The 24,772-nt window shown below is 73.5% G+C and carries 21 protein-coding genes; 11 read left to right on the forward strand and 10 right to left on the reverse strand.

Going from position 1 to position 24,772, the window contains the following annotated elements; genetic code table 11:
* Positions 1-118: 118 nt before the first annotated feature.
* The 3 genes from ACZ68P_RS18630 to ACZ68P_RS18640 form a co-directional block, all read right to left on the reverse strand.
* Entirely contained in the window at positions 119-1,063 is a 945-nt protein-coding gene (locus ACZ68P_RS18630) for a DMT family transporter (protein WP_471007366.1), read from the reverse strand.
* 32 nt (positions 1,064-1,095) lie between these two features.
* Entirely contained in the window at positions 1,096-1,791 is a 696-nt protein-coding gene (locus tag ACZ68P_RS18635; RefSeq protein ID WP_471007370.1) for an ArsR/SmtB family transcription factor, read from the reverse strand.
* Positions 1,792-2,018: 227 nt separating this feature from the next.
* A complete protein-coding gene (locus tag ACZ68P_RS18640) occupies positions 2,019-2,696 on the reverse strand; it encodes a TetR/AcrR family transcriptional regulator (RefSeq protein ID WP_471007373.1) in 678 nt (225 codons plus the stop codon).
* A gap of 64 nt (positions 2,697-2,760) precedes the next feature.
* Here ACZ68P_RS18640 and ACZ68P_RS18645 point away from each other — a divergent pair, with 64 nt between their 5' ends.
* The 3 genes from ACZ68P_RS18645 (at position 2,761) to ACZ68P_RS18655 (ending at position 4,970) form a co-directional block, all read left to right on the forward strand.
* Complete coding sequence (locus ACZ68P_RS18645) at positions 2,761-3,912, forward strand: acyl-CoA dehydrogenase family protein (protein WP_471007376.1); 1,152 nt, start codon at positions 2,761-2,763, stop codon at positions 3,910-3,912.
* Positions 3,913-3,973: 61 nt separating this feature from the next.
* Entirely contained in the window at positions 3,974-4,261 is a 288-nt protein-coding gene (locus tag ACZ68P_RS18650; RefSeq protein WP_471007379.1) for a YiaA/YiaB family inner membrane protein, read from the forward strand.
* Positions 4,262-4,334: 73 nt separating this feature from the next.
* Positions 4,335-4,970 (forward strand): TetR/AcrR family transcriptional regulator, encoded by a 636-nt coding sequence (locus ACZ68P_RS18655; protein WP_471007381.1) that lies wholly within the window; start codon positions 4,335-4,337, stop codon positions 4,968-4,970.
* Here the strand turns inward: ACZ68P_RS18655 and ACZ68P_RS18660 are convergent.
* A complete protein-coding gene (locus ACZ68P_RS18660) occupies positions 4,961-5,422 on the reverse strand; it encodes a MaoC family dehydratase (RefSeq protein ID WP_471007382.1) in 462 nt (153 codons plus the stop codon). The two genes, ACZ68P_RS18655 and ACZ68P_RS18660, sit on opposite strands and share 10 nt — an antisense overlap.
* A 106-nt stretch (positions 5,423-5,528) precedes the next feature.
* On the opposite strand from ACZ68P_RS18660, the gene soxR reads away from it, so the two are divergent.
* Entirely contained in the window at positions 5,529-6,002 is a 474-nt protein-coding gene (soxR, locus tag ACZ68P_RS18665; RefSeq protein WP_471007386.1) for a redox-sensitive transcriptional activator SoxR, read from the forward strand.
* A gap of 142 nt (positions 6,003-6,144) precedes the next feature.
* Here soxR and ACZ68P_RS18670 read toward each other — a convergent pair whose 3' ends face one another.
* From ACZ68P_RS18670 to ACZ68P_RS18685, 4 genes are all read right to left on the reverse strand, one after another.
* Complete coding sequence (locus ACZ68P_RS18670; RefSeq protein WP_471007388.1) at positions 6,145-7,215, reverse strand: RNA ligase (ATP); 1,071 nt, start codon at positions 7,213-7,215, stop codon at positions 6,145-6,147.
* Positions 7,216-7,492: 277 nt separating this feature from the next.
* A complete protein-coding gene (locus tag ACZ68P_RS18675) occupies positions 7,493-8,104 on the reverse strand; it encodes a hypothetical protein (RefSeq protein ID WP_471007390.1) in 612 nt (203 codons plus the stop codon).
* Between the two features lie 478 nt (positions 8,105-8,582).
* Entirely contained in the window at positions 8,583-9,803 is a 1,221-nt protein-coding gene (locus ACZ68P_RS18680) for a serine-threonine protein kinase (protein ID WP_471007392.1), read from the reverse strand.
* Between the two features lie 160 nt (positions 9,804-9,963).
* Positions 9,964-11,220 carry an exo-beta-N-acetylmuramidase NamZ family protein gene (locus ACZ68P_RS18685; protein WP_471007395.1) on the reverse strand — a complete coding sequence of 419 codons (1,257 nt, stop codon included), beginning with the start codon at positions 11,218-11,220 and terminating at the stop codon, positions 9,964-9,966.
* Positions 11,221-11,397: 177 nt separating this feature from the next.
* On the opposite strand from ACZ68P_RS18685, the gene ACZ68P_RS18690 reads away from it, so the two are divergent.
* The 5 genes from ACZ68P_RS18690 (at position 11,398) to ACZ68P_RS18710 (ending at position 19,223) form a co-directional block, all read left to right on the forward strand.
* On the forward strand, positions 11,398-12,162 hold the full coding sequence (locus ACZ68P_RS18690; protein ID WP_471007398.1) for an SDR family oxidoreductase: 765 nt from the start codon (positions 11,398-11,400) through the stop codon (positions 12,160-12,162).
* Positions 12,163-12,230: 68 nt separating this feature from the next.
* Entirely contained in the window at positions 12,231-13,856 is a 1,626-nt protein-coding gene (locus ACZ68P_RS18695) for an AMP-binding protein (protein WP_471007735.1), read from the forward strand.
* Between the two features lie 29 nt (positions 13,857-13,885).
* Positions 13,886-14,479, forward strand: a complete 594-nt coding sequence (locus tag ACZ68P_RS18700) for a TetR/AcrR family transcriptional regulator (protein WP_365719185.1) — start codon at positions 13,886-13,888, stop codon at positions 14,477-14,479.
* A 61-nt stretch (positions 14,480-14,540) separates the two neighbouring features.
* Positions 14,541-14,687: a hypothetical protein gene (locus ACZ68P_RS18705; protein WP_365719183.1), complete on the forward strand. Its 147-nt coding sequence runs from the start codon at positions 14,541-14,543 to the stop codon at positions 14,685-14,687.
* A 66-nt stretch (positions 14,688-14,753) separates the two neighbouring features.
* Positions 14,754-19,223 (forward strand): AAA family ATPase, encoded by a 4,470-nt coding sequence (locus ACZ68P_RS18710; RefSeq protein ID WP_471007400.1) that lies wholly within the window; start codon positions 14,754-14,756, stop codon positions 19,221-19,223.
* A 12-nt stretch (positions 19,224-19,235) separates the two neighbouring features.
* On the opposite strand, the gene ACZ68P_RS18715 is transcribed toward ACZ68P_RS18710, so the two are convergent.
* Both ACZ68P_RS18715 and ACZ68P_RS18720 read right to left on the reverse strand, forming a co-directional pair.
* Positions 19,236-20,450 carry an acyl-CoA dehydrogenase family protein gene (locus ACZ68P_RS18715; protein WP_471007402.1) on the reverse strand — a complete coding sequence of 405 codons (1,215 nt, stop codon included), beginning with the start codon at positions 20,448-20,450 and terminating at the stop codon, positions 19,236-19,238.
* A gap of 6 nt (positions 20,451-20,456) precedes the next feature.
* Positions 20,457-21,506, reverse strand: coding sequence for a phosphotransferase family protein (locus ACZ68P_RS18720; RefSeq protein WP_471007404.1), 1,050 nt, complete (start codon positions 21,504-21,506; stop codon positions 20,457-20,459).
* A 133-nt stretch (positions 21,507-21,639) separates the two neighbouring features.
* Here ACZ68P_RS18720 and ACZ68P_RS18725 point away from each other — a divergent pair, with 133 nt between their 5' ends.
* On the forward strand, positions 21,640-22,929 hold the full coding sequence (locus ACZ68P_RS18725; RefSeq protein ID WP_471007406.1) for a glucarate dehydratase family protein: 1,290 nt from the start codon (positions 21,640-21,642) through the stop codon (positions 22,927-22,929).
* A gap of 90 nt (positions 22,930-23,019) precedes the next feature.
* Positions 23,020-24,735: an RICIN domain-containing protein gene (locus tag ACZ68P_RS18730; protein ID WP_471007409.1), complete on the forward strand. Its 1,716-nt coding sequence runs from the start codon at positions 23,020-23,022 to the stop codon at positions 24,733-24,735.
* The last annotated feature ends 37 nt before the right edge of the window (positions 24,736-24,772 follow it).

Here is a 24,772-nt window from a genome sequence, read left to right on the forward strand (position 1 = left end):
GTGGATGATGGCTGCTTTGCCCTGCGCACTTTCCTCCCCGACCGAATCAATCCCACCCCCCCCCTAGGCCCTTCCACCACCGGTCCTGTGGGCGCGCGCGGCCGGGGGCTCTCGGGCGTCAGACCTTCTCCGGGGCCTCCGGGGCCGTGTCGGCGCTCCCGGCCGCAGGCACCGTCCTCGGCACCTTCGGCCGGGACCGGGCCACCGCCACGCCCGCCAGGCACAGCACGCCGCCCGCGAGCGTCAGCAGCCCCGGCAGCTCGCCGAGGAACACCCACGCCATCACCACGACCAGCGCCGGTACGGCGTACGTCGTCGCGCCCATGCGCCCCGCGGTCGTCCGGGCCAGGGCGTACGCCCAGGTCGTGAAGGCGAGCGCGGTCGGGAAGACACCGAGGTAGACCATGTTCAGGGTCGCCGGAAGCGGGGCGCGTCCCACCTCGTCGAGCAGCTGCGGGGCGAAGGGCAGGCACCCCACCGCGCCCACCAGGCAGCCGAAGGTGGTGACCTGGAGGGCGCTGCCGTGCGCCAGCGCGGGCTTCTGGGCGACGACCCCGCCCGCGTACGCGATCGCCGCGAGCAGGCACAGCAGCACGCCGAGGACCGAGGCGTGCCCCTCGCCCGACATGGAGAGGCCCACGGCCACCGCGCCCGCGAACGACACGGCCATGCCCGCGAGCAGCCGGGGCGGCAGCTTCTCGTGCAGGAAGCGGGCTCCGAGCAGGGCGATCAGGATCGGGCCGATGTTGACGACCATCGCGGCCGTGCCGGCGTCGACCTCCTGCTCGCCCCAGTTCAGCACCACCATGTAGACGCCGAACCAGAGCAGTCCGGAGATCAGGATCCCCGGCCAGGCCTGCCGGGACGGCAGCCCCTCGCGCCGTATCAGCAGCACGCATCCGAGGACGACGGCCCCGGCGAGCAGCCGCCCCAGCGCGAGCGCGCCGGGGGAGTAGGCGGCGCCGGCGCTGCGGATGGAGACGAAGGCCGAGGCCCACAGGACGACCGTGACGCCGGCGGCGGCGAGTGCGAGGCGGGAGGTGGGGGCGGGGGAGTTGGTCATGGGCTGACCGTAGGGCCTGGACGCTTCGGCGCTCACCGAATTCTCTCCGGCTCGATGCCGAGGGCGTCCCGGAGCGCCTCTTCCCCCGTGGCGGTGACCTTCACGGCGCGCTCCGACCCGATCCGTACGCACCAGCCCGTGTCGAGCGCGTGACGGCAGAGCGCCGCGCCGGCGACCCCCGCCAGATGCGGTCTCCGTTCGGTCCAGTCGAGACAGGCCCGTGCGACGGGCCGCCGCCCCGTCGGTTCCAGCGCGATGCCCAGCTCGCCGAACCACCGCAGGCCCGGGTCGGTGAGCGCGAACCCCGTGTCCTGGCGGAGCAGGCCGCGATCGGTCATGGCGTCCGTGATCGTGATGCCCAGCCGCCCGGCGAGGTGGTCGTAGCAGGTCCGCCCCCGTGCCATCGCGTGCCCGGCGCTCGCGGCCCGAAGGGTGCGGGGCGGGTCCCGCCGCACGGGTTCGGCGCGGGCGGCCAGGTCCTCCACCAGGTGGGCGATGCCGGAGTCGGCCAGGCGGACGTAGCGGTGCCTGCCCTGCCGCTCCTCGGCGAGGACGCCGCCCGCGACGAGCTTCCCGAGGTGCTCACTGGTGGTGGACGCCGCCACGCGGGCGTGCCGCGCGAGCTCCCCGGCCGTCCAGGCCCGCCCGTCCAGCAGCGCGAGGAGGAAGGCGGCGCGGGTCTCGTCGGCGAGGAGAGCCGCGAGGGCGGCGAGGTCTTTGGCGGGCATGGCACCAGGGTGCCGTACCCACGTTTCGGTGCGGGCCGAACGCTCTCCCGGTCCGCCATGGTGGCGGAGCGGCACGGTGCGCTGGCGACCGCGTCCGAGCACCGGCCCGGGCGGCGGTGCTGCCCGGGTCCCCGCTTCCGGCGGGGTGCGGACCGCTTCCGCGCCCTGCCCGGGCCGCCGCTTCCGGCGGGGTGCGGACCGCTTCCGCGTCCCCGCCCGGGCCGCCGCTACGAGCCGCTCGTCGTCTCCTGCTTGGCCCATGCTCCCCGTACGCCCGCCGCGTACTGCAGCGACAGTCCGTCGAGCAGCGCCCGGAGTCCCGTGTCGAACGCGCCCTCGTCGACCTTCTGCCGGTGTTCCGCGAGCAGGTGGGCCTGGCCGAGGTGGGGGTAGTCCGCCGGGTCGTAGGCCGTCTCGTCGTCGACGAAGCCGCGGGCGAAGGAGCCCAGCGCCGAGCCGGTGACGAAGTAGCGCATCAGGGCGCCGATGTAGGTCGCCTGGGCCGGGGGCCAGCCGGCCCGGACCATCGCGCCGAAGACGGCGTCCGCCACGCGCAGGCCCGCCGGACGGCGGCCGGGGCCCTGGGCCAGGACGGGGACGATGTTCGGGTGGTCGGCGAGCGCGGCGCGGTAGGAGGCGGCCCACGCCTGCAGCGCCGTACGCCAGTCGCGGTCGTCGTCCTCGTCGAACATCGACAGGTCGACTTTCGCGCTGACCGCGTCCGCGACGGCGTCGAGGATCTCGTCCTTCGTGCGGAAGTGGTTGTAGAGCGACGGTCCGCTCACGCCCAGCTGGGCCGCGAGCCGCCGTGTGGAGAGGGCGGCGAGCCCTTCCGCGTCCACGAGAGCGCTCGCCGTCTCGACGATCCGGTCTCTGCTCAGGAGGGGCTTGCGCGGTCGGGCCATGGCGCACATAGTAGGCGTGCCGATAAAAACTAGCAGTGGTAATTAAACCGAGTGGGGTGGCACCGTGAATCTGGAGCTGAGCGAGGAGCAGGAAGCCGTACGGCAGCTCGCCGAGGACTTCGTCGCGCGCGAGGTCACCCCGCACGCCGTGGAGTGGGACCGCGCGGAGAACGTCGACAAGTCGATCGTGAAGAAGCTCGGGGCGCTCGGCTTCCTCGGTCTCACCGTCCCCGAGGAGTACGGCGGCTCGGGCGGTGACCACCTCGCGTACTGCCTGGTCACCGAGGAGCTCGGGCGCGGCGACTCGTCCGTGCGCGGGATCGTCTCCGTCTCGCTCGGCCTCGTGGCGAAGACCATCGCCGCCTGGGGCAGCGAGGAGCAGAAGAGGCGGTGGCTGCCCCGGCTCACCGCCGGCGACGCCGTCGGCTGCTTCGGTCTGACCGAGCCCGGCACGGGCTCCGACGCCGGCTCCCTCGCCACCAGGGCCGTCCGTGACGGGGACTCGTACGTCCTCGACGGCTCCAAGATGTTCATCACCAACGGCACCTGGGCCGACGTCGTGCTCCTCTTCGCCCGGACCAACGACACCCCCGGCCACAAGGGCGTCTCCGCCTTTCTCGTCCCCACGGACACCCCCGGCCTCACCCGCCGCACCATTCACGGCAAGCTCGGCCTGCGCGGCCAGGCGACGGCCGAACTGGTCCTGGAGGGCGTCCGGGTTCCCGCCGACGCGATGATGGGGCCGGAGGGCAAGGGCTTCGCCATCGCCATGTCCGCCCTCGCCAAGGGGCGCATGTCGGTCGCCGCCGGCTGCGTCGGCATCGCGCAGGCCGCGCTCGACGCCGCCGTGCGCTACGCGGGGGAGCGCGAGCAGTTCGGCAAGTCCATCGCCTCCTACCAGCTGGTGCAGGAGCTGATCAGCGACATCGCCGTCGACGTGGACGCTGCCCGGCTGCTGACCTGGCGCGTCGCGGATCTGGTCGACCGGGGCCAGGACTTCGCCACCGCCGCGTCGAAGGCCAAGCTGTACGCCTCCGAGGCCGCCGTCCGGGCGGCGAACAACGCCCTGCAGGTCTTCGGCGGCTACGGCTACATCGACGAGTACCCGGTCGGGAAGCTCCTGCGCGACGCCCGCGTCATGACCCTGTACGAGGGCACGAGCCAGATCCAGAAGCTGATCATCGGGCGAGCGCTCACCGGTGTCTCGGCGTTCTGAGTACCTCGACTGAGTATCCGGGCGGATGTGGTGCCCGCCACATCCGCCCGATGCTGTCCCCATGAGCGACACACCGGTCAAGCAGCAGAACACGGCGGCCTACTACCTGCAGGCCGTCCTCTCCTTCGGGCTCGCCCTCGCGGCCGTCGGCATCGGCATCTTCCATCTGGACGCCGACGCCTGGGTGCGGTCCTTCCTCGCCATCGCGGTCCTCTACCTCACCACGTCCGCCTTCACGCTCGCCAAGGTCGTCCGCGACCGCCAGGAGGCCGGCCAGATCGTCAGCCGGGTCGACCAGGCGCGGCTCGAGAAGCTCCTCGCCGAGCACGACCCCTTCCAGAAGCTCTGAGGACCGCGGCTCTAAGCGCTTGCTCAGCTTCGTTGTATGGTGTTCGTCCTGACGGCTGGAGAAGGGGCGAACGATGAGCGCGGCGGACGCGACGGAGGAGACGCCCGGTGGCGAGGACGTGCCGTGGGGCGAGGTCACGCCCGAAGCGGCCAGGCGGCTGCTGGTGGCGGCCGTCGAGGCGTTCGCCGAGCGCGGCTACCACGCCACCACGACCCGTGACATCGCCGGCCGGGCCGGGATGAGCCCAGCCGCGCTCTACATCCACTACAAGACCAAGGAAGAGCTGCTCCACCGGATCAGCCGCATCGGCCACGACAGGGCCCTGGAGATCCTCCGGGTCGCCGCCGACGGCGACGGCACGGCCGGGGAGCGGCTCGCCGACGCCGTACGGTCCTTCGTGCGCTGGCACGCCGAGCGGCACACCACCGCGCGCGTCGTCCAGTACGAACTCGACGCGCTCGGCCCCGAACACCGCACCGAGATCGTCGCCCTGCGCCGCGAGTCCGACGCGGCCGTGCGCCGGATCATCAACGAGGGCGTGGCGGCCGGGGAGTTCGACGTCCCCGACGTCGCGGGCACCACCGTCGCGGTGCTCTCGCTCTGCATCGACGTCTCGCGCTGGTTCAACGTCCAGGGCCGCAGGACGCCGGACGAGGTCGGCGCGCTCTACGCCGACCTCGTGCTGCGGATGGTCGGCGCTCAGAAGTAGTAGCGGGAGACCGACTCGGCGACGCAGACCGGCTTGTCGCCGCCCTCGCGCTCGATCGTCACCGTCGCGGTCACCTGTACGCCGCCCCCGGCCTCCTCGACCTTCGTCAGCACCGCGCCGGCGCGCAGTCGCGAGCCGACCGGGACGGGGGAGGGGAAACGGACCTTCTCCGTGCCGTAGTTGATGCCCATCTTCATGCCCTCGACGCGCATGATCTGCGGGACGAGCGCCGGCAGCAGCGAGAGCGTCAGATAGCCATGCGCGATGGTCGTGCCGAACGGACCGGCCGCGGCCCGCTCCGGGTCCACGTGGATCCACTGGTGGTCACCGGTCGCGTCGGCGAACAGGTCGATCCGCTTCTGCTCGATCTCCAGCCACTCGCTGTGGCCCAGCTGCTCGCCGACGGCGGCGCGGAGCTCCTCCGCGGAGGTGAAGATCCTCGGCTCTGCCATGTTTCCTCGTCCCTTCTCGTACCCATGTCTAAGCGCTTGCTCAGCATGTGGGGGTGGGTGGGCTCCTGTCAACGGACGAACGGGACCCACAAGTAGGGTGCGAGGGGTGCCACAGATTCCGGAGAAGATCCACGAGCTCACCGTCGGTCAGCTGTCCGCGCGCAGCGGGGCCGCCGTTTCCGCCCTGCACTTCTACGAGTCCAAGGGGCTGATCACCAGCCGTCGTACCAGCGGGAACCAACGCCGGTACGGCCGCGACACCCTGCGCCGGGTCGCCTTCATCCGGGCGGCGCAGCGCGTCGGCATCCCGCTGGCGACGGTCAGGACCGCGCTCGCCGCCCTACCCGAGGAGCGCACGCCCACCCACGAGGACTGGGCGCGCCTGTCGGCGGCCTGGCGCACGGAACTCGACGAGCGGATCACCCAGCTCGGGCGGCTGCGGGACCATCTGAGCGACTGCATCGGCTGCGGGTGCCTGTCGCTGGAGACCTGCGTGCTGTCCAACCCCGACGACGTCTTCGGCCGCCGCATGACGGGCTCGCGCCTGATGGCCGAGCGCCGGCCGGCGGCGGACGAGTAGCCGAGAAGGCGCGGACGGGGAAGGCGCGGACGGAGAAGGGGCGGACGGGGAAGGGGCGGACGGCGGGCCGAGGGACGGGAAAGGGGCCCGCCACCCCCGTGGGCGGGCCCCTGGTCTCACGCCCGTGTCCAGGGCGTTCCCCCTACTCGAACTCGGTGCCGCCCTTGCGCGTCAGATACGCCGGGCTCACCGCCTTGGCGATGGCGCGGCCGCCCGTGACGGGGCTGTACCGCTCGGTCGCCGGGCGGATCACGACGCCCTCGCGCAGGTGCAGCCCGCGCCCCGAGACCGTCTCCCGGCCGCTGGCCAGGCCGAGCACCGTGTCGAGGTCGTACGGTCCTTCGAACAGCCGGGGTACGACGGGCAGTTCGCCCGGCTCCAGGACGGCGGCCGGGTCCAGCCACTGCACCTGGCCGTCGATCTCGGCGGAGACGTCGAAGACCGCGTAACCGACGCCCGGGGTACGGGCGTCGGCGCCGTAGCCGAGGTCCTGTACCCCGGAGCCGTACACCTCGCCGAACAGTCCCACCCGGCGCGCGCCCAGGCGCTTGGCCAGGCGTGCGGCGACGGCGGGGACGTCGTGGCCGAGGACCGCCCGCCAGTACAGGTTGCGCGGGTCCTCCGTGAGGGCCAGGCCCTTGGCGCCGAACCCCTTGGACGAGACCTGGACCCGGCCGTCCTCGGCGGTGTAGGTCATCAGACAGGCCGTGCCGTGCAGCTTCTCGGTCAGCACCACCGGCTCGCCGGGCTCGAAGATCCCCGGATAGCGCTGGAGGTTCTCGATGTCGACCCAGGGCAGCAGCTCGGGCGCGGACTCCACGTCCCCGCTCATCGTCGGCGGGATCGGCGGCACCCACTTCGTGATCCCGAGCACCTCGGCGAAGTCGGTCCCTTCGGCGGCCGCCCGTTCCAGGTCCACATGCGCGAGCGCCGTGGGGCGGCACACGAGCCCCTGGGACAACTCGCCGCGCAGCCGTACCGCCTTGACCCGGTCCGACGCCTTCCCCCCGAGCCGTCCGGTCAGCCCCAGCTCCTCGACGAGCGCGGCGGGGAGCACGGCCTGCTCCGGGATGTAGATCGCTGCATCGCCACTGAGGTACGCGCCCTTGGCGACGACGGCCCGGTAGAGGCCCACCTGGGCCAGTTCGAGGGCGTCGGCGTTGGGATGGGCGTGGGCGGTCAGCAGTTCGGCGGTGACGCGCAGCGTCGACATGTCAGTTCTCCGGTCGCTCAGGTGGAGTGGTCATCACCGGCCACTGTGCCGGTGCCGAATTCCCCTGGGCGAACCGTTTTCGGCTCTGCTAGCGTGCCCGTTCCGTCATGATGCGGTCCTCGGTGGCCCGGCGCGTCCCCCCGCGCCGCCGTCCGGCAGGCGCGGTGCGTCCCTGCCGCGACCGCTCGCGCCGCCCCGCCGGAGCCCGGCGGCCTCGCGCGTACTCCGCGTCCCCCTCGGGCCGGCGACCCCGTCCGGCAGCACGCGCGAAGGCGACCTAGGCCACCGAGGCCAGCTGGGGCAAGGACTCACCGCGTGCCCGTGCCAGTGCCCGGGAGGTGAGGACCGCCCGCGGGACGACCACACCGCACTCCCCGCACACCGGTCCGAACCACGGCTCGTCGTCCAGGTCGGGCCGCCACTCGATCCGCTGCCCGGCGCACACCGGGCACCGCTCGCCCGGATCCGACTCCAGCGCCGTGATCAGCCGCCGCAGCACCTCGGCCAGCGGCTCCGACGGGTGGACCGCCGGGTCGTCGCAGCGCGCCACGCCGTTGCCGCCCCAGGTCCGCCGGTGCCAGTCGTCGAGCGCGCCGGGCCGACGCAGTCCGTCGTGCTTCTCCCGCCGCCGACGATCGGCGAACTCCCGCTCGTACGCGAGCCATACCGCCCGCGCCTCCTCCAACTCCTCGAGCGCGGCCACCAGCCGCCCCGGATCGAGCTCCCGGTCCTCGGGGCCGAACCTGTGCCGACGGCACAGGTGGTCCCAGGTCGCGCGGTGCCCGTAAGGGGCGAACCGCTCCAGGCACTTGCGCAGGGAGTACCTCCGCAGGGCCGTGTCGCACCGGGGATCGCGTACCTGTCTCGCAAGACTTCGGAAACCGGCCATCGCTCCGCACCTCCGTCGCTCGTACTTCGGCGTCAAGGACGTTATGGGATGGACGAACGAGTGCCCCGTCCTGTTCCATCCAAAATTCGACGGGGCCCATACGAGACACCCGGCGGCCTTCCCGAGGGCCGCCCACGGCACCCTGGTCGACCAGGGTCCGGAGCGGCCGCACCGGGGCCGGGTGCCGTGCGCGGTCACCGGGTACGCGGCCCAGGTGCGCAGGTCGCCCCCCGTATCGCGGCCAACGGGGGCGGGCGGGGGCAGGGGCGATCCCGCCGTGTCCGACGGGGCCCGTCCCCCGTACGAATGGCGTGATTTCGCCCCGTCAGACGCGCATGACCGCCCGGGAAAGCCCTTTCGGCGCCGCCGCCGGGCCCGAACCCGCGGGCCCGGCCCGCCCGGAGCGGTCGGCCCCCGCCCGCCCCGCCGTCCGGCCGGCGTCTCCGGGCGCCACCGCCGGTCGGCGGACGGCCCGGGGCTACCGCCCGATGCCGGCCCCCAGCGCCACCAGCCGGGCCAGTTCCGGGTGGCAGATGTCGCTGTGCTCCCCGACCACCTGCGCCGCGTCCACGCTGACGCACCCCGACGCCGGCATCGAGCCGGCCAGCGCCGACGCCAGGGTCAGGGCGACCGTTCCCCGCACCGCCTGGATGCCGTCGTGGCCGACCGCCCCCCAGCGCTTGTCGCCGCCCAGGAGCGACGCGGCGTCCCGGGCCAGCCGGGAGGCCAGCGGATAGAACACCCCGAGGGCGGTGTCGTGGCGGGAGTAGCAGGCGACCACCGGCCCGTCGACGCGCCGCTGGAGGTCGCGCAGCGCCCCGCCGCGGCCCGGATCGTGCGGAAGGCTCGCGGCGAACGCGTAATGCGAGAAGGAGCCCTGGAGGAGCGTCACCGACTTCACGTTGTCCGCCCCGGCCGGCAGCCCGCGCAGGGCGAACGCGACGAGCCGAGCGCCCATGCTGTGCCCGACGAGATGGAGCCTCAGACCGGGGGAGGAGCGCGCGAGTGCGCCGATCAGGGGGCCGAGCCCGCGCTCGCCGACCGTGCCGGCCCGGCGCTTCATCGTGTAGTACGTGGCCTGGCGCAGCGCCTCACGCGCCCCCTTCCAGTACCGCCCGAGGCCGCCCCGGGACGCCCCCTCGCGCGGTGAGGGCACGCCTCCCGGCCCGGCCGCCTCCTCCAGGGCGTCGGCGAACATCGCGCAGACGGCGACCGGGTCGCCCAGCAGGAAGTCCGGCACGTCCGACCCGTCCGGCGCCGCCGAGAGGTGCCGCGCCGCCGACCCGGTCCCGGTCAACTCCCGCAACAACTCGCCGAACTCGGTGAAGGCGGCCTCGTCCTCCGGCTGTTCCCGCAGCAGCACGCCGAGCCGCTCCACCGCCGCCTCCTTGCCGGGGTGCGCCGCCGCCACGGCCTCGAAGTCGGGGACCGGCTCGTCCGTGAACATGACGGAGGGCCAGACCACACCCACGTACGCGACCCGCGCCCCGGGCCGCAGCACGCCGGGGAAGGGAGCGAAGAAGGCCTCGAACAGCCGGGCGGCCACGGAGGGGGAGTTGTTCCACCCGTGGGCGAACACCACCAGATCCGTGACCCCCCGGGAGGCCAGGCCCGCGAGGGCCTCGCGCTGCCCGGCCGCGCCGTCGCCGTCCTTGTCGAAGGTGATCTTCCGGTACGGCTCCACCGTCGCTCCGGCCATGGCCAGGCCCGTCCCTCCGCGTCGAGGTGCGCTGCTCCAGGGGCATTGTGCCCACGCGGAGGGACGGCCAGACGTCCGGCGCGGGCGCGGCCGGGACTTCACGGCAGGTGAGGAGCGGGCCGTACGGGGGCCCGGGTGCCGTGCACCTCCAGGGGCCCCGTCAGCGGTAGAGCAGGTACTCCTTCCGTACGGCACGGAAGGCGGCCAGGTCCGCGGCCCACGCCCCCACGACCTCGTCCGTGTCCGCGCCGGCGTCGATCAGGGTCCGCACCCGGGTCGACCCCGTCAGCTTGTCGATCCAGTGGTCGGGTCGCCAGGCGAATCCGCTCCACGACCGCTTGGCGCTGACGAGCAGTCCGATCCCGGCGCGCACGGGGTCGAACGCGGCCGGGTCGTGCACCTGGAGCTGCACCCCGCCGACCGTCCTGCCCTGGAACTTGGAGAAGGTGGGGGCGAAGTACGCCTCGCGGAACCGCACGCCCGGAAGCTCCAGCGCGTTGGCCGCCTCCGCCCACCGGCGGTCGATCCCCTCCGCGCCCAGCAGTTCGAACGGGCGGGTGGTGCCCCGCCCCTCGGAGAGGTTGGTGCCCTCGAAGAGGCACGTGCCGGAGTAGACGAGCGCGGTGTCGGGCGTCGGCATGTTGGGGCTGGGCGGCACCCACGGCAGCCCGGTCGCCCCGAAGAACTCCGTGCGCCGCCAGCCGGACATCCCGACGGTCTCCAGCTCCACCGGCGTCGCCAGGAACTCGCCGTTGAACAGCCGGGCAAGCTCGGCCACCGTCATGCCGTGCGCCTGCGCGATGGGCTCACGGCCCACGAAGGTGGCGAAGGCCCGGTCGAGCACGGGGCCGAGCGCCGCCCGCCCGGTGACCGGGTTCGGCCGGTCCAGGACCACGAACCGCTTGCGGGCCAGCGCCGCCGCCACCATGCAGTCGTAGAGCGTCCAGATGTAGGTGTAGAAGCGCGCGCCCACGTCCTGGATGTCGAAGACGACCGTGTCCACGCCGGAGGCGGTGAAGACGTCGGCGAGCGGCTGCCCGCTCTTCAGGTACGTGTCGTAGACGGGCAGCCCGGTCGCCGGGTCGTCGTGCCGGCCCTCGGAGCCGCCCGCCTGCGCCGTCCCCCGGAAGCCGTGCTCGGGGCCGAAGACGGCCCGCAGGTCCACCCGGTCGTCGGCGTGCATCACGTCGACGATGTGCCGGACGTCGGAGGTGATCCCGGTCGGATTGGTGACGACCCCGACCCGGCGGCCGTCGAGGATCCCGTACCCGTCGGCGGCCAGCCGCTCGAAGCCGGTGCGGACCCGTCGGCGGCCGACGTCTCCGTGCGCGGGCGTGGCGGACGCGGCGGGCGCGGCGACCGCGCCCGCCCCCAGCGCACCCCCGGCGGCCAGCAGACCCCGTCTGGACAGGCTCATGCGGAAACCTCCTTGATCGGCTTTCCTGACATGGCCACGCACGCTAGCGCGCACACCGGTCCCGGGGAACGAGGCGTGCGGAGGAGAGCGCCGCGACCGCCCGCCGAAAGGGGCTTCCCCCGCAACATACCGACTGGTTAGTCTGCTGGCATTGTCGTCACGGAGAGGCGGGTCCCGATGAGTACGGTGCAGGGCGCTGGAGTGGTCGTCACGGGTGCGGGAGGCGGCATCGGGGCCGCCCTCGCCCGCCGGTTCGCCGCCGAGGGCGCGCGGGTCGTCGTCAACGACCTGGACCCCGGCCGGACCAAGGCCGTCGCCGAGGAGATCGGTGCCACGGCCGTCGCCGGGGACGCCTCCGCGATCGTCGAGGAGGCCCGCGACGTGCTCGGCGGCACCGTCGACGTGTGGTGCGCCAACGCGGGGCTTGCCTCGCCCGGCGACGCCTTCGCCGACGAGGCCGTATGGGCCGCCGCCTGGGACGTCAACGTCATGGCCCACGTCCGCGCGGCCCGGGCCCTGCTCCCCGACTGGCTGGAGCGCGGCAGTGGCCGGTTCGTCTCGACCGTCTCCGCCGCCGGCCTGCTGACCATGGTCGGCGCCGCTCCCTACAGCGTCTCCAAGCACGGCGCGTACGCCTTCGCCGAGTGGCTCTCCCTCACCTACCGCCACCGCGGCCTCCAGGTCCACGCCATCTGCCCGCAGGGCGTGCGTACGGACATGCTCACGGCCGCCGGATCGGCCGGGGAACTCGTGCTCGCCCCCACCGCGATCGAGCCCGAGGACGTCGCCGACGCCCTCTTCGACGCCATGGAGGCCGACCGCTTCCTCGTCCTGCCGCACCCCGAGGTCGCCGACTACTACCGGGCCCGTGCCACCGACCCCGAGCGCTGGCTGGGCAACATGAACCACCTCCAGCGCAAGTGGGAAGGGGAGCGCGCGTGACCGGCGACGACCTCATCGAGGGGCGGCCGGCCCCCGCCGGCTCCGGCACCCCCTCGCCGTACGCCGCCATGCCGTGGCTGTCCCAGCTCAGCGAGGCCCAGCGGGCGCCGATGTCCCCGCCGCCCACGGTGCTGCACGCCTTCCGGGCCACCGCCGTCCGCACCCCCGACCACCCGGCCCTGGCCTACTTCGACGGGCGCCTGACGTACCGCGAGACCGACACCCTGTCCGACTCCGTCGCGGGCCATCTCGCCGCCCACGGCGTGGAGCGGGGCGACCGGGTCGCGATCATGCTCCAGAACAGCCCCCACTTCGTGCTCGCCCTGCTCGGAGCCTGGAAGGCCGGCGCGACCGTCGTCCCGATCAACCCGATGTACAAGGCGGGGGAGGTCGCGCACGCGCTGCGGGACTCCGGCGCCCTCGCCCTCGTCTGCTCCGACCGCGCCTGGGTGGGCCATCTGCGGGACACCGCCGCCGACTCCCCGGTACGGATCACGCTCACCGCCTGCGAGCGCGACCTCCAGACCCGCGACGACCCGCGCGTCCTCGGTTTCGACCGGGTACCCACCGAGACGGACGACCTGCTCGCCGTGGCCCGCGCCGGGCACGCCGCTCCCCGTGACCGCGACCTCGACGGCGACGACGTCGCCCTGATCAGCTACACCTCCGGTACGAGCGGCACCCCCAAGGGCGCGCTCAACCTGCACCGGGGCGTGATGTACAACGCCGAGCGCCAGCGCACCGGCCACCCCGTCCCCCCGGGAGCCGGCTACTTCGCGCTCGCCCCGCTGTTCCACATCACCGGGCTCGTCTGCGAACTCGCCGCCTGCTTCGCCAACGGCGGCACCCTCGTCCTCGCCTACCGCTTCGAAGCCGGGGCCGTCCTCGACGCCTTCCTTGAGCACCGCCCCGCCTACACCGTGGGCCCCTCCACCGCCTTCATGGCGCTCGCCGCCCACCCCGGCGCCACCCGCGACCACTTCTCCTCCTTCCTGGTCATCTCCTCGGGAGGAGCACCCCTGCCGCCCGCCCTCGTGGAGAAGTTCCGCGCGGGATTCGGCCCGTACATCCGCAACGGCTACGGCCTCACCGAGTGCACGGCGCCCTGCGCCGCCGTACCACCGGAGAAGGAGGCGCCCGTCGACCCCGCCTCGGGGACCCTCTCGGTCGGCGTCCCGGGACCCGACACGCTCGTGCGCGTCCTCGACGAGACCGGCGCCGAGGTGCCCCTGGGCGAGCAGGGCGAGATCGCCGTCAGCGGCCCCCAGGTCGTCCCCGGCTACTGGGGGATGCCCGAGGCGACCGCCGCCACCTTCCCCGACGGCGAACTGCGCACCGGTGACATCGGCTTCATGGACGCGGACGGCTGGCTGTACGTCGTCGACCGCAAGAAGGACATGATCAACGCCTCCGGCTTCAAGGTCTGGCCTCGCGAGGTCGAGGACGTCCTCTACACCCACCCCGCCGTCCGCGAGGCCGCGGTCGTGGGGCTGCCCGACCCCTACCGCGGGGAGACGGTCAAGGCGTACGTCAGCCTGCGCCCGGGCGCGAGCGCCGACCCCGCCGAACTGTCCGCCTACTGCGAGCAGCGGCTCGCCGCGTACAAGTACCCGCGCGAGGTCGAGATCCTGACGGAGCTGCCCAAGACGACAAGTGGGAAGATCCTCAGGCGGGAACTGCGTTCCCCGAAATGACGACGAGCACGAGCGAAAGGCGGCGGCGCATGGCCAGGACGACGGACGGGAGCGGCACCCCCGTCCCCCAGAGGCTGCTGGCCGCCGCCACCCGGCTCTTCGCGGAGCGGGGCTACGACCGCACCTCCGTCCAGGAGATCGTGGAGGCGGCCGGCGTCACCAAGGGCGCGCTGTACCACTACTTCGGCTCCAAGGAGGACCTCCTCCAGGAGGTCTACTCCCGGGTGCTGCGCCTCCAGCAGGAGCGGCTCGACGCCTTCGCGGACGCCGACGCCCCCATCGAGCGGCGGCTGCGCGACGCCGCCGCGGACGTCGTCGTCACCACCATCGACAACCTCGACGACGCGTCGATCTTCTTCCGCTCCATGCACCACCTGAGCCCCGAGAAGAACAAGCAGGTCAGGGCCGAGCGGCGCCGCTACCACGAGCGTTTCCGCGCGCTGATCGAGGAAGGCCAGCAGGCCGGGGTGTTCTCCACCGCGACCCCCGCCGACCTGGTCGTGGACTACCACTTCGGCTCCGTCCACCACCTGTCGACCTGGTACCGCCCCGACGGCCCGCTCACCCCCCAGCAGGTCGCCGACCAGCTCGCCGACCTGCTGCTGCGGGCCCTGCGGCCGTGACGCCGGGCCGGTCCGCCGCCCTGCGGTGGACCGGCCGGGGCAACGGGTTCACGGTGGAGGTATGGACCGTGTACCCCGGCTCTGGAGCGCCGCGTACGGACCCTCCCGGGCACCGCTCACCCGCCTGCTCGCCCGGGCCGGCCTGCGCCTGACCGGCTTCGTCCGCTCCCTGGCCCTCGCCGAACACCAGCCGTTCGTCAGCCCCTGACCGACCCTCCGGCCGAGCCCGGCCGATCCCCTGACCGTGCGCCCGCCTGCGGGGTATAAAAGCCGGATGGACGGGGCGGGCGGGGGCGGCGCGGCACGGACGCGCGCGGATGTCGCCCGCAGGCTGCTCGTCGTCGGCAACGGCGCCTACGACCACGCCCCCCCGCTCCTCCTCGCGCCGCACGAGACCAGCGCCGCCATCCGGCTCTTCGGCGGCCTGGGCTACCGGCTCGACGAGCGGATGGTCGACCCGACCACGGGCGAGCTGAAGGACCGGCTGCTCGACTGGGCCTACCGAACCGACCGCGCCGACGACGCCGTCGTCCTCTACTGGACCGGCCACGGCATCGACGGCGGGGACCGCCACTACCTCCTCTGCCGCGACAGCCATGCCGAGCGCCCGGCCGGCACCGCGCTGGCCGCCGAGGACCTCACCCGCTGGATCCTCGAATCCGGCACCGAACGGCTCCTGCTGGTGATCGACACCTGCGACGCCGGACGGGGCGGCAGGGACGCGGCCGCCGTGGCGGAGTCGCTGCGGGCGGGCCTGCGCCACGGCGCGGCCGGGGGCCGCCGCCTCACCGACTTCGCGGTGATCGCCGTGGCCCGCGCGGACGAGTCCGCCGCCTCGATGGTCTTCGCCTCGGCGCTCGAGACCGCTCTGGCCCGTCTCTCCCTCTCCCACAAGCAGCGGTACCTCTCGGTCGAGCAGGTCGTCGACACCGTCAACGACATCTACCGGAGCGCGAGGGTCCGCCAGACCGCCCGAGCCCACGTCGAGACCGAGGGATACGCCTTCTTCTCCTTCGAGAACACCGGCTACCGCCCCGAGGCCCGGTACGACGAGTCCGACCTGGCCGAACTGGAGGTCAGGCTCGGCCCGGAGGGACAGCGCCGACGCGCCGACCTGGAGCACCACTTCGCCCCGCGCGGCCGGGGCTTCGAGCGGGGCGAGGGCGCCCGCGCGGGCTCGTACTTCGTGGGCCGGACCGTCGAACTCGACCGCCTGACCGGCTGGCTGGAGCGCGGCGACGGCTTCCCGACGCGCGGTGTCGTCGTCACCGGCAGCCCCGGCGTCGGCAAGTCCGCGCTCCTCGGCCGACTGCTGCTGCGCTCGGCCGCCGCCACGTCGACGGCGCCCGTCCACACGGCGATCCACGCCCGGCACCGCTTCCTTGAGGACGTCGTCGCCGGAATCGCCGACGCGGCCGGGCTGACCGTGACCACCCCGCCGGACCTCCTGGCGGCACTCGCCGGGCGCCGGGAGCCGCTGCACGTTCTGGTCGACGCGCTCGACGAGGCGGGGGAGGCGCAGGGCGACGACGCCGAGGCGCGCCGGATCGCCGAGACGCTCCTGGTCCCCCTCGTACGTCTGCCCTGCGTCCGGCTGCTGGTCGGCGCCCGGCGCCACGTCCTCGACGCGTTCGGCGACGACCTCTCCGTCCTCGACCTCGACGACACCCTCGACGCGACGCGCGAGGACGTCGTCCAGTACGCCCGGCAGCTGCTCCTCGCGCCCGACGGGCCCGGCAGCACGGGGCCGTACGACGACCCGACCGCCGCCGCCGTGGCCGGGGAGATCGCCGACCGGGCCCGCGGCGGCTTCCTCTCCGCCCGGATCGCGGCCCGCTACCTGGGCCGCTTGCCCCGGCGGATCGACGTGACCGACCCCGAGTGGCGGGACGCGGTGCCGGTCATGGGGGAGACGCCCGGCGAGACGTTCCTGCGGGTGGTGCGGCGCCGGCTCGGCGACCGGCGGGAACGCGGCCTCGCCCTCCTCGGCGCGCTCGCCCTCGCCGAGGGGCGCGGGCTGCCGCCTGACGAGGTGTGGCGGGCGGTCGCCGGGGCGCTCGGCGCGGCGTCCTGTACCTGGCAGGACCTGGAGTGGATCATCGGCGCCGCCGGGGAACACCTCGTGGAGGACCTCGACGACGCCGGCCGCTCCGTCTACCGGCTCTACCACCAGTCGTACGCCGACGCGCTCGCCGCCACCTTGGACCCGGACGCCCGCCCCCGCGCGGCCCGCGCCCTCCACGCCCTCGTCCCCCGCACCGGGCCGGCCGAGGCCTCCGGCCTCCCCACCACCGCCGGGCCGGCGGCATCCGCCGCCTTCCCCGCCGCCGATGCGCCCCAGGGCTCCGGCCTCCCCGCCGCCGGAGCGCCCGAGCGCGTCGCCGATCTCCCCACCGCCACCGGCGGCGCCATCCGTGACTGGGCCGCCGCACCCCCCTACGTACGGCACCACCTCGCCGCGCACGCCGAGGGGACGGACCTCCTCGACACGCTCGCCCTCGACCCCGGCTATCTGCTCACCGCCGAGCCCACCGCCCTGCTACGCGTCCTGAACCGCGCCGGGTCCGGACCGGCCGCCGACGCGGCGCGCACGCTCAACCACGGTGCCGCCCTCCTCCGTACCCCCGCCGACCCCGGCACCCGCGCCGCCCGGCTGCGCCTTTCCGCCCTCCAGTCCGGTGCCGGGCCCCTCGCGCGCGCCGTCCGCGACCGGCACCCCGCGCTCCCCTGGGACGCCCTCTGGGCCGATGTCGCACCCGTGCCCTACACCACGCTGGGCACCCTCGACGGTCCGGTCGCCGGCGCCGCCGTCGTCGCCACCGCGGACGGCCGGCGCTTCCTCGTGACGGCCGAGACGGGCGGCCCGGTCACGGTCTGGGACTGTGCCGACGGCCGCAGACTCGGCCTGCTGCCCGGGGACATCGGGGAGGTGACCGGCGTCCACGACTGCGCAGGGCGCCCCTGGACGGCCCTGCGGACCCGGACCCACATCTGGGTGTGGGACGTGGAGAAGCGGGATCTCATCGGTGCGGTCGCACTCGACGGCGAGGGAGAGGCCGACGGCCGGGCGGCGCCCGTCGACTGCGCGCTGCTCGCCGTGGACGGCCGGTGCGTGACCGTCACCCTCGACGCGACGGGCGCGGTCACCCTGCACGACACGACCGGGGACCGGGTGCTCGCCCGGCTGACCGAGGGCCGCCGCCGCAAGCCGTGGCGGGCGGCCCGGCTGGCCGTCGGCCTCGACGCGCACGGCGGCGTGCTCGTCGCGGCCGGAGCCGGGCGTCACGGTGAGGTGTCCTCCCTCAGAGGAGTCCGGCTGACGGTGTGGGAGGTCGAGCCGGACGGGTGGCGGACGGTGCGGACCTGGACGCACGTCCTGAAGGGACGCCGGCTCTCCGCCCTCGCCCTCCACGGCGGCACGCTGGCCGCCGCGACGCGGAACGCCCGGTTCGCGCCCCGTGACGGACGTCCGGTGGTGCGGGAGACGGGCGGGCCGCGGGTCCTGGAATGGGCGGACGGAGAGGATCGCGCACCGGCCCTGCGCATCTGCCCCGACGCGCCGGACGGCGAGGGACTGTGGTGCCTCTACGGCACGGGGGACACCGTCCTCGCGCGCGACGAGCGGGGCGCGACGGCCGCCGCGGTGCGGGTGGACGCTCCCGTCCGCCATCTCATGCCGGCCGGACGCGGGCCGGACGGCCTGGAGCTGATCTCCCTCGGGACCGAGGCCGCGTCCGCCAAGTCCTGGAGCCTCACCCCCGGTGACGTGGACGACGCGGCGGCGGACGCCTCCATGGTGGTCGGCACGAGCGGCGGACGGCCCGTGGTGGCCGCCCGCCGCGGCCTCCTGGTGCGCGTGCTCGACGCGGGAAGCGGAGCGGAACTGCGCGCCGAGGCCATGGACACCGAACGGGTCAGCGCCACGCCCGGAGCGCCCCTGGTGCGTCTGCGCCCCGGAAGGCGGGCCGAGGCGGCCCTGTGGGACGCCGGGGCCACGATGGCGTCGCCGTCCCGCCGCCTCGCCGTCGTGAAGGCACACTGGCCCGTCCTGCTGGGCGACGCCCTGCACCTGGTGGTGGTGGCGGGGAAGTACCCGGACAAGTCCGTGGTCCTGTGCGATCCGGCCGGCGCCCTCGTGGGAGGGACGTCGCTGCCGCTCCTGTACCTCCGGCCGCCGCGCGTCGTCCCCGCCGGGAACCACGTCCTGGTGGCCGTGGCCGGCCGGCTTCCCACGGACAGCGACGGCGGGGACCAGGGCGGCATCGCACCCGGTCCGCTCACGTACATGCTGATGGTCGAGTCGCTCGCCGGCCGGACCGTCGACCACGTCAGGGTCGACCACTGGGAGGAGGTGCACACACCCGACCTCGTCCACGACGTGGGGCTGTGGCCCGAGGGCCCGGTCGTCGGCTACCTCACCGCGCGCCAGGAGCTGGTCGTCCGCACCCGTTTCGAACCGCCGGGGACGAAGCGCAAGCACCGTCGCCCGCCCGAGCCGGTGCGGCGGCCCGACTCCGCCCGGGTCGCCGTCCTGAGGCTCCGGACCCGACGGGGGCGGCCCACCGTCCTGACGGCCACCGCCGACGGGTTCCTCACCCACTTCGTCCCGGGGCCGGGCGGCGAACCGCCCGAGGTCCTGCACCGCATCCCCCTGGGCTGCGCGGTGCGCGACCTGGAGTGGGTGGACGACGAGCGGCTCGCCGTCCACACCGTCACCGGCGTCCTCTGCCTGCGGCTTCCCTGAACGGGATCGCGACTACAGGTACTTCTTCAGTTCCCGGCGCGCCAGGGACCGCTGGTGCACCTCGTCCGGCCCGTCCGCCAGCTTCAGCGTCCGTGCCGCGGCCCAGAGTTCGGCCAGCGGGTAGTCCTGCGAGACCCCGCCCGCCCCATGGACCTGGACCGCCTTGTCCAGGATGTCGACCACCGCACGGGGGGTCGCGATCTTGATGGCCTGGATCTCCGTGTGGGCGCCGCGGTTGCCGACGGTGTCCATCAGCCAGGCCGTCTTGAGGACGAGGAGCCGCAGCTGTTCGACGGTCACGCGGGCGTCCGCGATCCAGTTCTGCACGACGCCCTGCTGGGCGATCGGCTTGCCGAAGGCCGTACGGGACACGGCGCGGCGGCACATCAGCTCGATGGCGCGCTCCGCCATGCCGATCAGGCGCATGCAGTGGTGGATGCGGCCCGGACCGAGGCGGGCCTGCGCGATGGCGAAGCCGCCGCCCTCCTCGCCGATGAGGTTCGAGGCCGGCACGCGCACGTCGTGGAAGAGCACTTCGGCGTGGCCGCCGTGGGAGTGGTCCTCGTAGCCGTAGACCTGCATCGCCCGGCGCACCTCCACCCCGGGGGTGTCGCGCGGCACCAGGATCATCGACTGCTGGCGGCGGACGTCCGCGCCCTCCGGGTCCGTCTTGCCCATCACGATGAAGATCCTGCAGTCGGGGTTCATCGCCCCGGAGATGTACCACTTGCGGCCGTTGACGACGTAGTCGTCGCCGTCGTGCTCGATCCGGGTCTCGATGTTCGTCGCGTCCGAGGACGCCACCTCGGGCTCGGTCATGGCGAACGCCGAGCGGATCTCCCCCGAGAGCAGCGGCTCCAGCCACTGCTTGCGCTGCGCCTCGTCGCCGAACTGGGCGAGCACCTCCATGTTGCCGGTGTCCGGGGCCGCGCAGTTCAGGGCCGTGGGAGCCAGGTGGGGGCTGCGGCCGGTGATCTCGGCAAGCGGCGCGTACTGGAGGTTGGTCAGACCCGCCCCGTACTCCGCGTCGGGCAGGAAGAGGTTCCACAGGCCCTGTCGCTTCGCCTCGGCCTTCAGGTCCTCGACGACCTGGGGGGTGTCCCACGGCGAGGCGAGCAGCGCGCGCTGCTCCTCGGCGACCGGCTCGGCCGGGTAGACGTGCTCGTCCATGAAGGCGAGCAGCTTCGCCCGCAGCTCCTCGGTGCGCGCGTCGAATGCGAAGTCCATGGCGGGTCAGCCTTCCTGGAGGGTGGTGAGGCCGTGCTCGATGAAGACGGGGACGAGGTCGCCGATGCGGTCGAAGCCGGCGCCGACGGTCTGGCCGAGGGTGTAGCGGTAGTGGATGCCCTCCAGGATCACGGCGAGCTTGAACCAGGCGAAGGCCGTGTACCAGGAGATGGCGGAGGTGTCGCGGCCCGAGCGGGCGGCGTAGCGCTCGATCAGTTCGCCGGGCGAGGGGTGCCCGGCCGCGGCCGCGGTGGTGCTGACGGGGGAGTGGGGGAGGTCGAGCCTCGCGCTGTACATCACGAGCAGACCGAGGTCGGTCAGCGGATCGCCCAGCGTGGACATCTCCCAGTCGAGGACCGCCTTGATCCGGTCGTCCTCGCCGATCAGGACGTTGTCGAGGCGGTAGTCGCCGTGCACGACGGTGGCGGCGGAGGAGCGGGGCAGGTCCCGGCCGAGGGCGGCGTGCAGCTCGTCGATGCCGGGGAGATCGCGGTTGCGGGAGGCGTCGAGCTGCTTGCCCCAGCGGCGCAGCTGGCGGTCGAGGAAGCCCTCGGGACGCCCGAAGTCGCCGAGACCCACCTCGTCGGGGTCGACGGCGTGCAGGTCGACCAGGGTGTCGACCAGACCGAGGACGGCGGCCCGGGTCCGCTCGGCCCCGAGCGGCGCGAGCTGGTCGGCCGAGCGGTACGGCGTTCCGGTGACGAACTCCATGACGTAGAACGGCGCGCCGAGCACGCTGTCGTCCTCGCAGAGCAGGACCGTCTCCGGGACCGGTACCGCCGTCGGGTGCAGCGCGGTGATCACGCGGTGCTCGCGCTTCATGTCGTGCGCGGTGGCCAGGACGTGGCCGAGCGGGGGCCTGCGCACCACCCATCGGCCGGTGCCGTCGGTGACGACGTACGTGAGGTTGGACCGGCCGCCCTCGATCAGCCGGGCGGTGAGCGGGCCGGCCACCAGTCCGGGGCGCTCGCGGTCGAGGAACCCGCGCAGCCGCCCGGGGTCGAGACCTGGTGGTACCTCCCGCGTCGGAGACTGCGGGGGAGGGGCTGAGCTCATCGTACGTACCTCCGGAGGCGGTCGAGGGGTCGGCGCCCATGATGACCGACCAGTCGGTATGTCGTCCAGGGTGAGATCGGAAATGCGGGCGCGGGTCTGGCCCGGCGGTCCGATTCATGAATAGAGTTCACATATGAATTCTGGGATGCTCGTCGACGAAGTCCGGCTGACCCCGATCCTCATCTCCGACCCTCCCCTGCTCAACACGCAGGGGGTCCATCAGCCCTTCACGCCCCGGCTCATCGTGGAAGTGGTCACGCGAGGAGGGGTCACCGGTCTGGGGGAGACGTACGGAGACAGCGCCTATCTCGACCTGGCGCGACCGCTCGCCGAAGCACTTCCCGGCCGATCGGTCACGGACGTGAACGGACTCTTCTCGCTCGCCGCGCTGGTGTGCGGTGACTCACGCGCCGCCGACGACCGGGTCGACGCCGGTGGTCTGCGCGGGGTCCAGACCGCCGACAAGCTCCGGCTCTCCGTCGTCTCGGCCTTCGAGGTGGCCTGCCTGGACGCCCTCGGGAAGACCCTCGGCCTCCCCGTCCACGCCCTGCTCGGCGGCAAGGTCCGCGACTCCGTCGAGTACAGCGCCTATCTCTTCTACCGCTGGGGCGCCCACCCCGGCGACGGCGGAACCGACGAGTGGGGCGCGGCGCTCGACCCGGCCGGCGTCGTCGAGCAGGCGCGTCGCTTCGACCGCGCGTACGGCTTCCGGTCCTTCAAGCTCAAGGGCGGCGTCTTCCCGCCCGAGGAGGAGATCGCCGCGATCCGGGCCCTGGCCGAGGAGTTCCCCGGCCGCCCGCTGCGCCTCGACCCCAACGGCGCCTGGTCCGTGGAGACCTCGCTGGCCGTCGCGCGGGAGTTGAAGGACGTCCTCGAGTACCTGGAGGACCCCGCGAGCGGTACGGGGCCGATGGCCGAGGTCGCGGCCCGCACGGACGTGCCGCTCGCCACCAACATGTGCGTCACGACCTTCGAGGAGATGCCCGAGGCCCTCGCCCGCGACGCGGTGCGGATCGTCCTCTGCGACCACCACTACTGGGGCGGCCTGCACCGCACCCGCGAACTCGCCGCGCTCTGCCGTACGTACGGCGTCAGCCTGTCGATGCACTCCAACACGCACCTCGGCATCAGCCTCGCCGCCATGACGCAGGTCGCCGCCACCCTCCCCGACCTCCACCACGCCTGTGACACCCACTATCCGTGGCAGACCGAGGACGTCGTCACCACCCGCCCTGTCTTCCGTGAGGGCCGGCTCGCGGTCTCCGACGCACCCGGCCTCGGTGTCGAACTGGACCGGGAGAGCCTCGCGGCCCTCCACCGCCGCTGGCGGGAGGACGACGGCGCGATGCGCGAGCGCGACGACGCGGCCGCGATGCGGGTGGCGCATCCGGGGTGGACCACACCGCGGGTCCCCCGCTGGTGACCCCGCGTCGAGCGGTCCACCGCTGTGACCTGCGTGGAGACCCTGTGAATAAGATGATCATGACAAGTCGGCGGCGGCTAGGTTGATCGAATGAAACTCACGTTCGGACGAAGAAGTCGCCTTGTTCGGCTCTCGCTCGGGGCGGCCGTGGCCGCCTCCGTGCTGCTCCCCGCCCAGCCCGCCCAAGCCGCCTCCGGTCTGGAACCGTTCGCCGCGAACTTCACGCTCAAGCGCGTGGACGGGGACAAGACCGACCTCATCACCTCCGCCGAGGCCGCCGGAGTCGCCAAGGCGTCCGTCACCGACGTCCTGGGCACCCGCACGGGACGCCCGGGCCTCTGTCACGCCACCGGACTCAACGGCGCCCTCAAGCCCGACGGGTTCTGCTGGGACGACGCCGACGACCGGTCCAACTACGCCGACGCCGGCGGTGGCTGGATGCCGCAGGGCTTCGCCGGCTCGCATGCTGCCACCGCCGACGGGCTGTACGCGGGCCGCTCCCTGACGGTCACCTCCTGGTACCACGGCACGTACGTCAAGGACCGCGACCCGACCACGATCGAGGACTACGCGAGGGTCTCGATCGCGGAGTCGACCGGCGGCCAGGTCAGGTACGGGCACATCGCGCTCGTCGAGCCGGTCGCGGGCAACTTCAAGCCGCTCGAGTACATCTCGCACGCGGACGGCGTCGCCTGGTACGGCAACAGGCTGTTCGTCGCCAACGGCGCGGAACTGCAGGTGTTCGACCTGACGCGCATGTGGCGCATGAACGACACCACCAGCGCTCTCACCCGTCTGGCCGACGGCAGGACGTCCGCCCGCTTCCACCTCTGGGCCATGCCGCTCGTCGCCCGCTACAGCACCATCAGCACCGCCGCGGTCGACAACCCCGCCACGGCGTACGTCAACGGCAACCCCCGCGCCTGCGGCCCGTCCGTCAACGCCGAGCTGTGCCTGAGCAGCCTGAGCGTCGACCGTTCCGGCGCGACCCCGGCCCTGGTCTCGGTGGAGAACAGGAGCGGCGCGGGCGCCCGGATCGTCCGCTGGCCGCTCTCGGCCCTCGGCGCCGGCACCCCCACCACGGTGGCCTCGGAGACCACGGGCTACACCTCTCCCGTCTGGGGCATCCAGGGCACGGCCACCGACGGCACCAGCTACTACATGAGCGGTACCTGCCCCTCCTACTGGCCGGGCGGCACCTCGCTCTACTCCTGCGTCCACGTGGCCAAGCCCGGCGAGGCGCCCCACGTCCTCACCCAGTCGCCGCACCTCACCCAGGGCCTTTCCTGGGACCCGTCCGCCAAGCGGCTCTGGGGCGCCAACGAGGCACTGGTGGACGCGAGCGGACCGCGCCGGGTGGTGTTCAACGTCGAGCCCGACGCCGGCAAGCCCGTCGACGGCTGGAGCTGGCTCACCAACTTCCATCAGGCGGGCTCCGTCTGCGCCACGCCGCAGGGCAACGGCACCGCCAACGGCACCCCGATCACCGTGTGGGCCTGCACGGGGTCGGAGGTCCAGCGGTGGAAGTACGAGAACGGTCTGATCGTCCACAAGGCGAGCGGCAAGTGCATCACCCCCGAGGCCAACGGGGCCGACACCAACGGCGCCCTGCTGACCCTGTGGACGTGCAACCCCGCCAGCGACGTCCAGCGGTTCTCCCCGTCGGCGGACGGCAGCGCCGTCAACGCCTACGGCAAGGCCATCACGCCGAAGGGCAACTCCCTGGGCAACGGCGTCTGGCTGACCCTGTGGACCCAGGGCAGCCCCACGCCCGACGTCCAGGACTGGGTGGTGAAGGGCTTCTAGCTCCCCCCCACGCCTCTTTCGACGCCGGAGGGGCCGG

The organism is Streptomyces sp. NPDC036822, assembly GCF_055609145.1.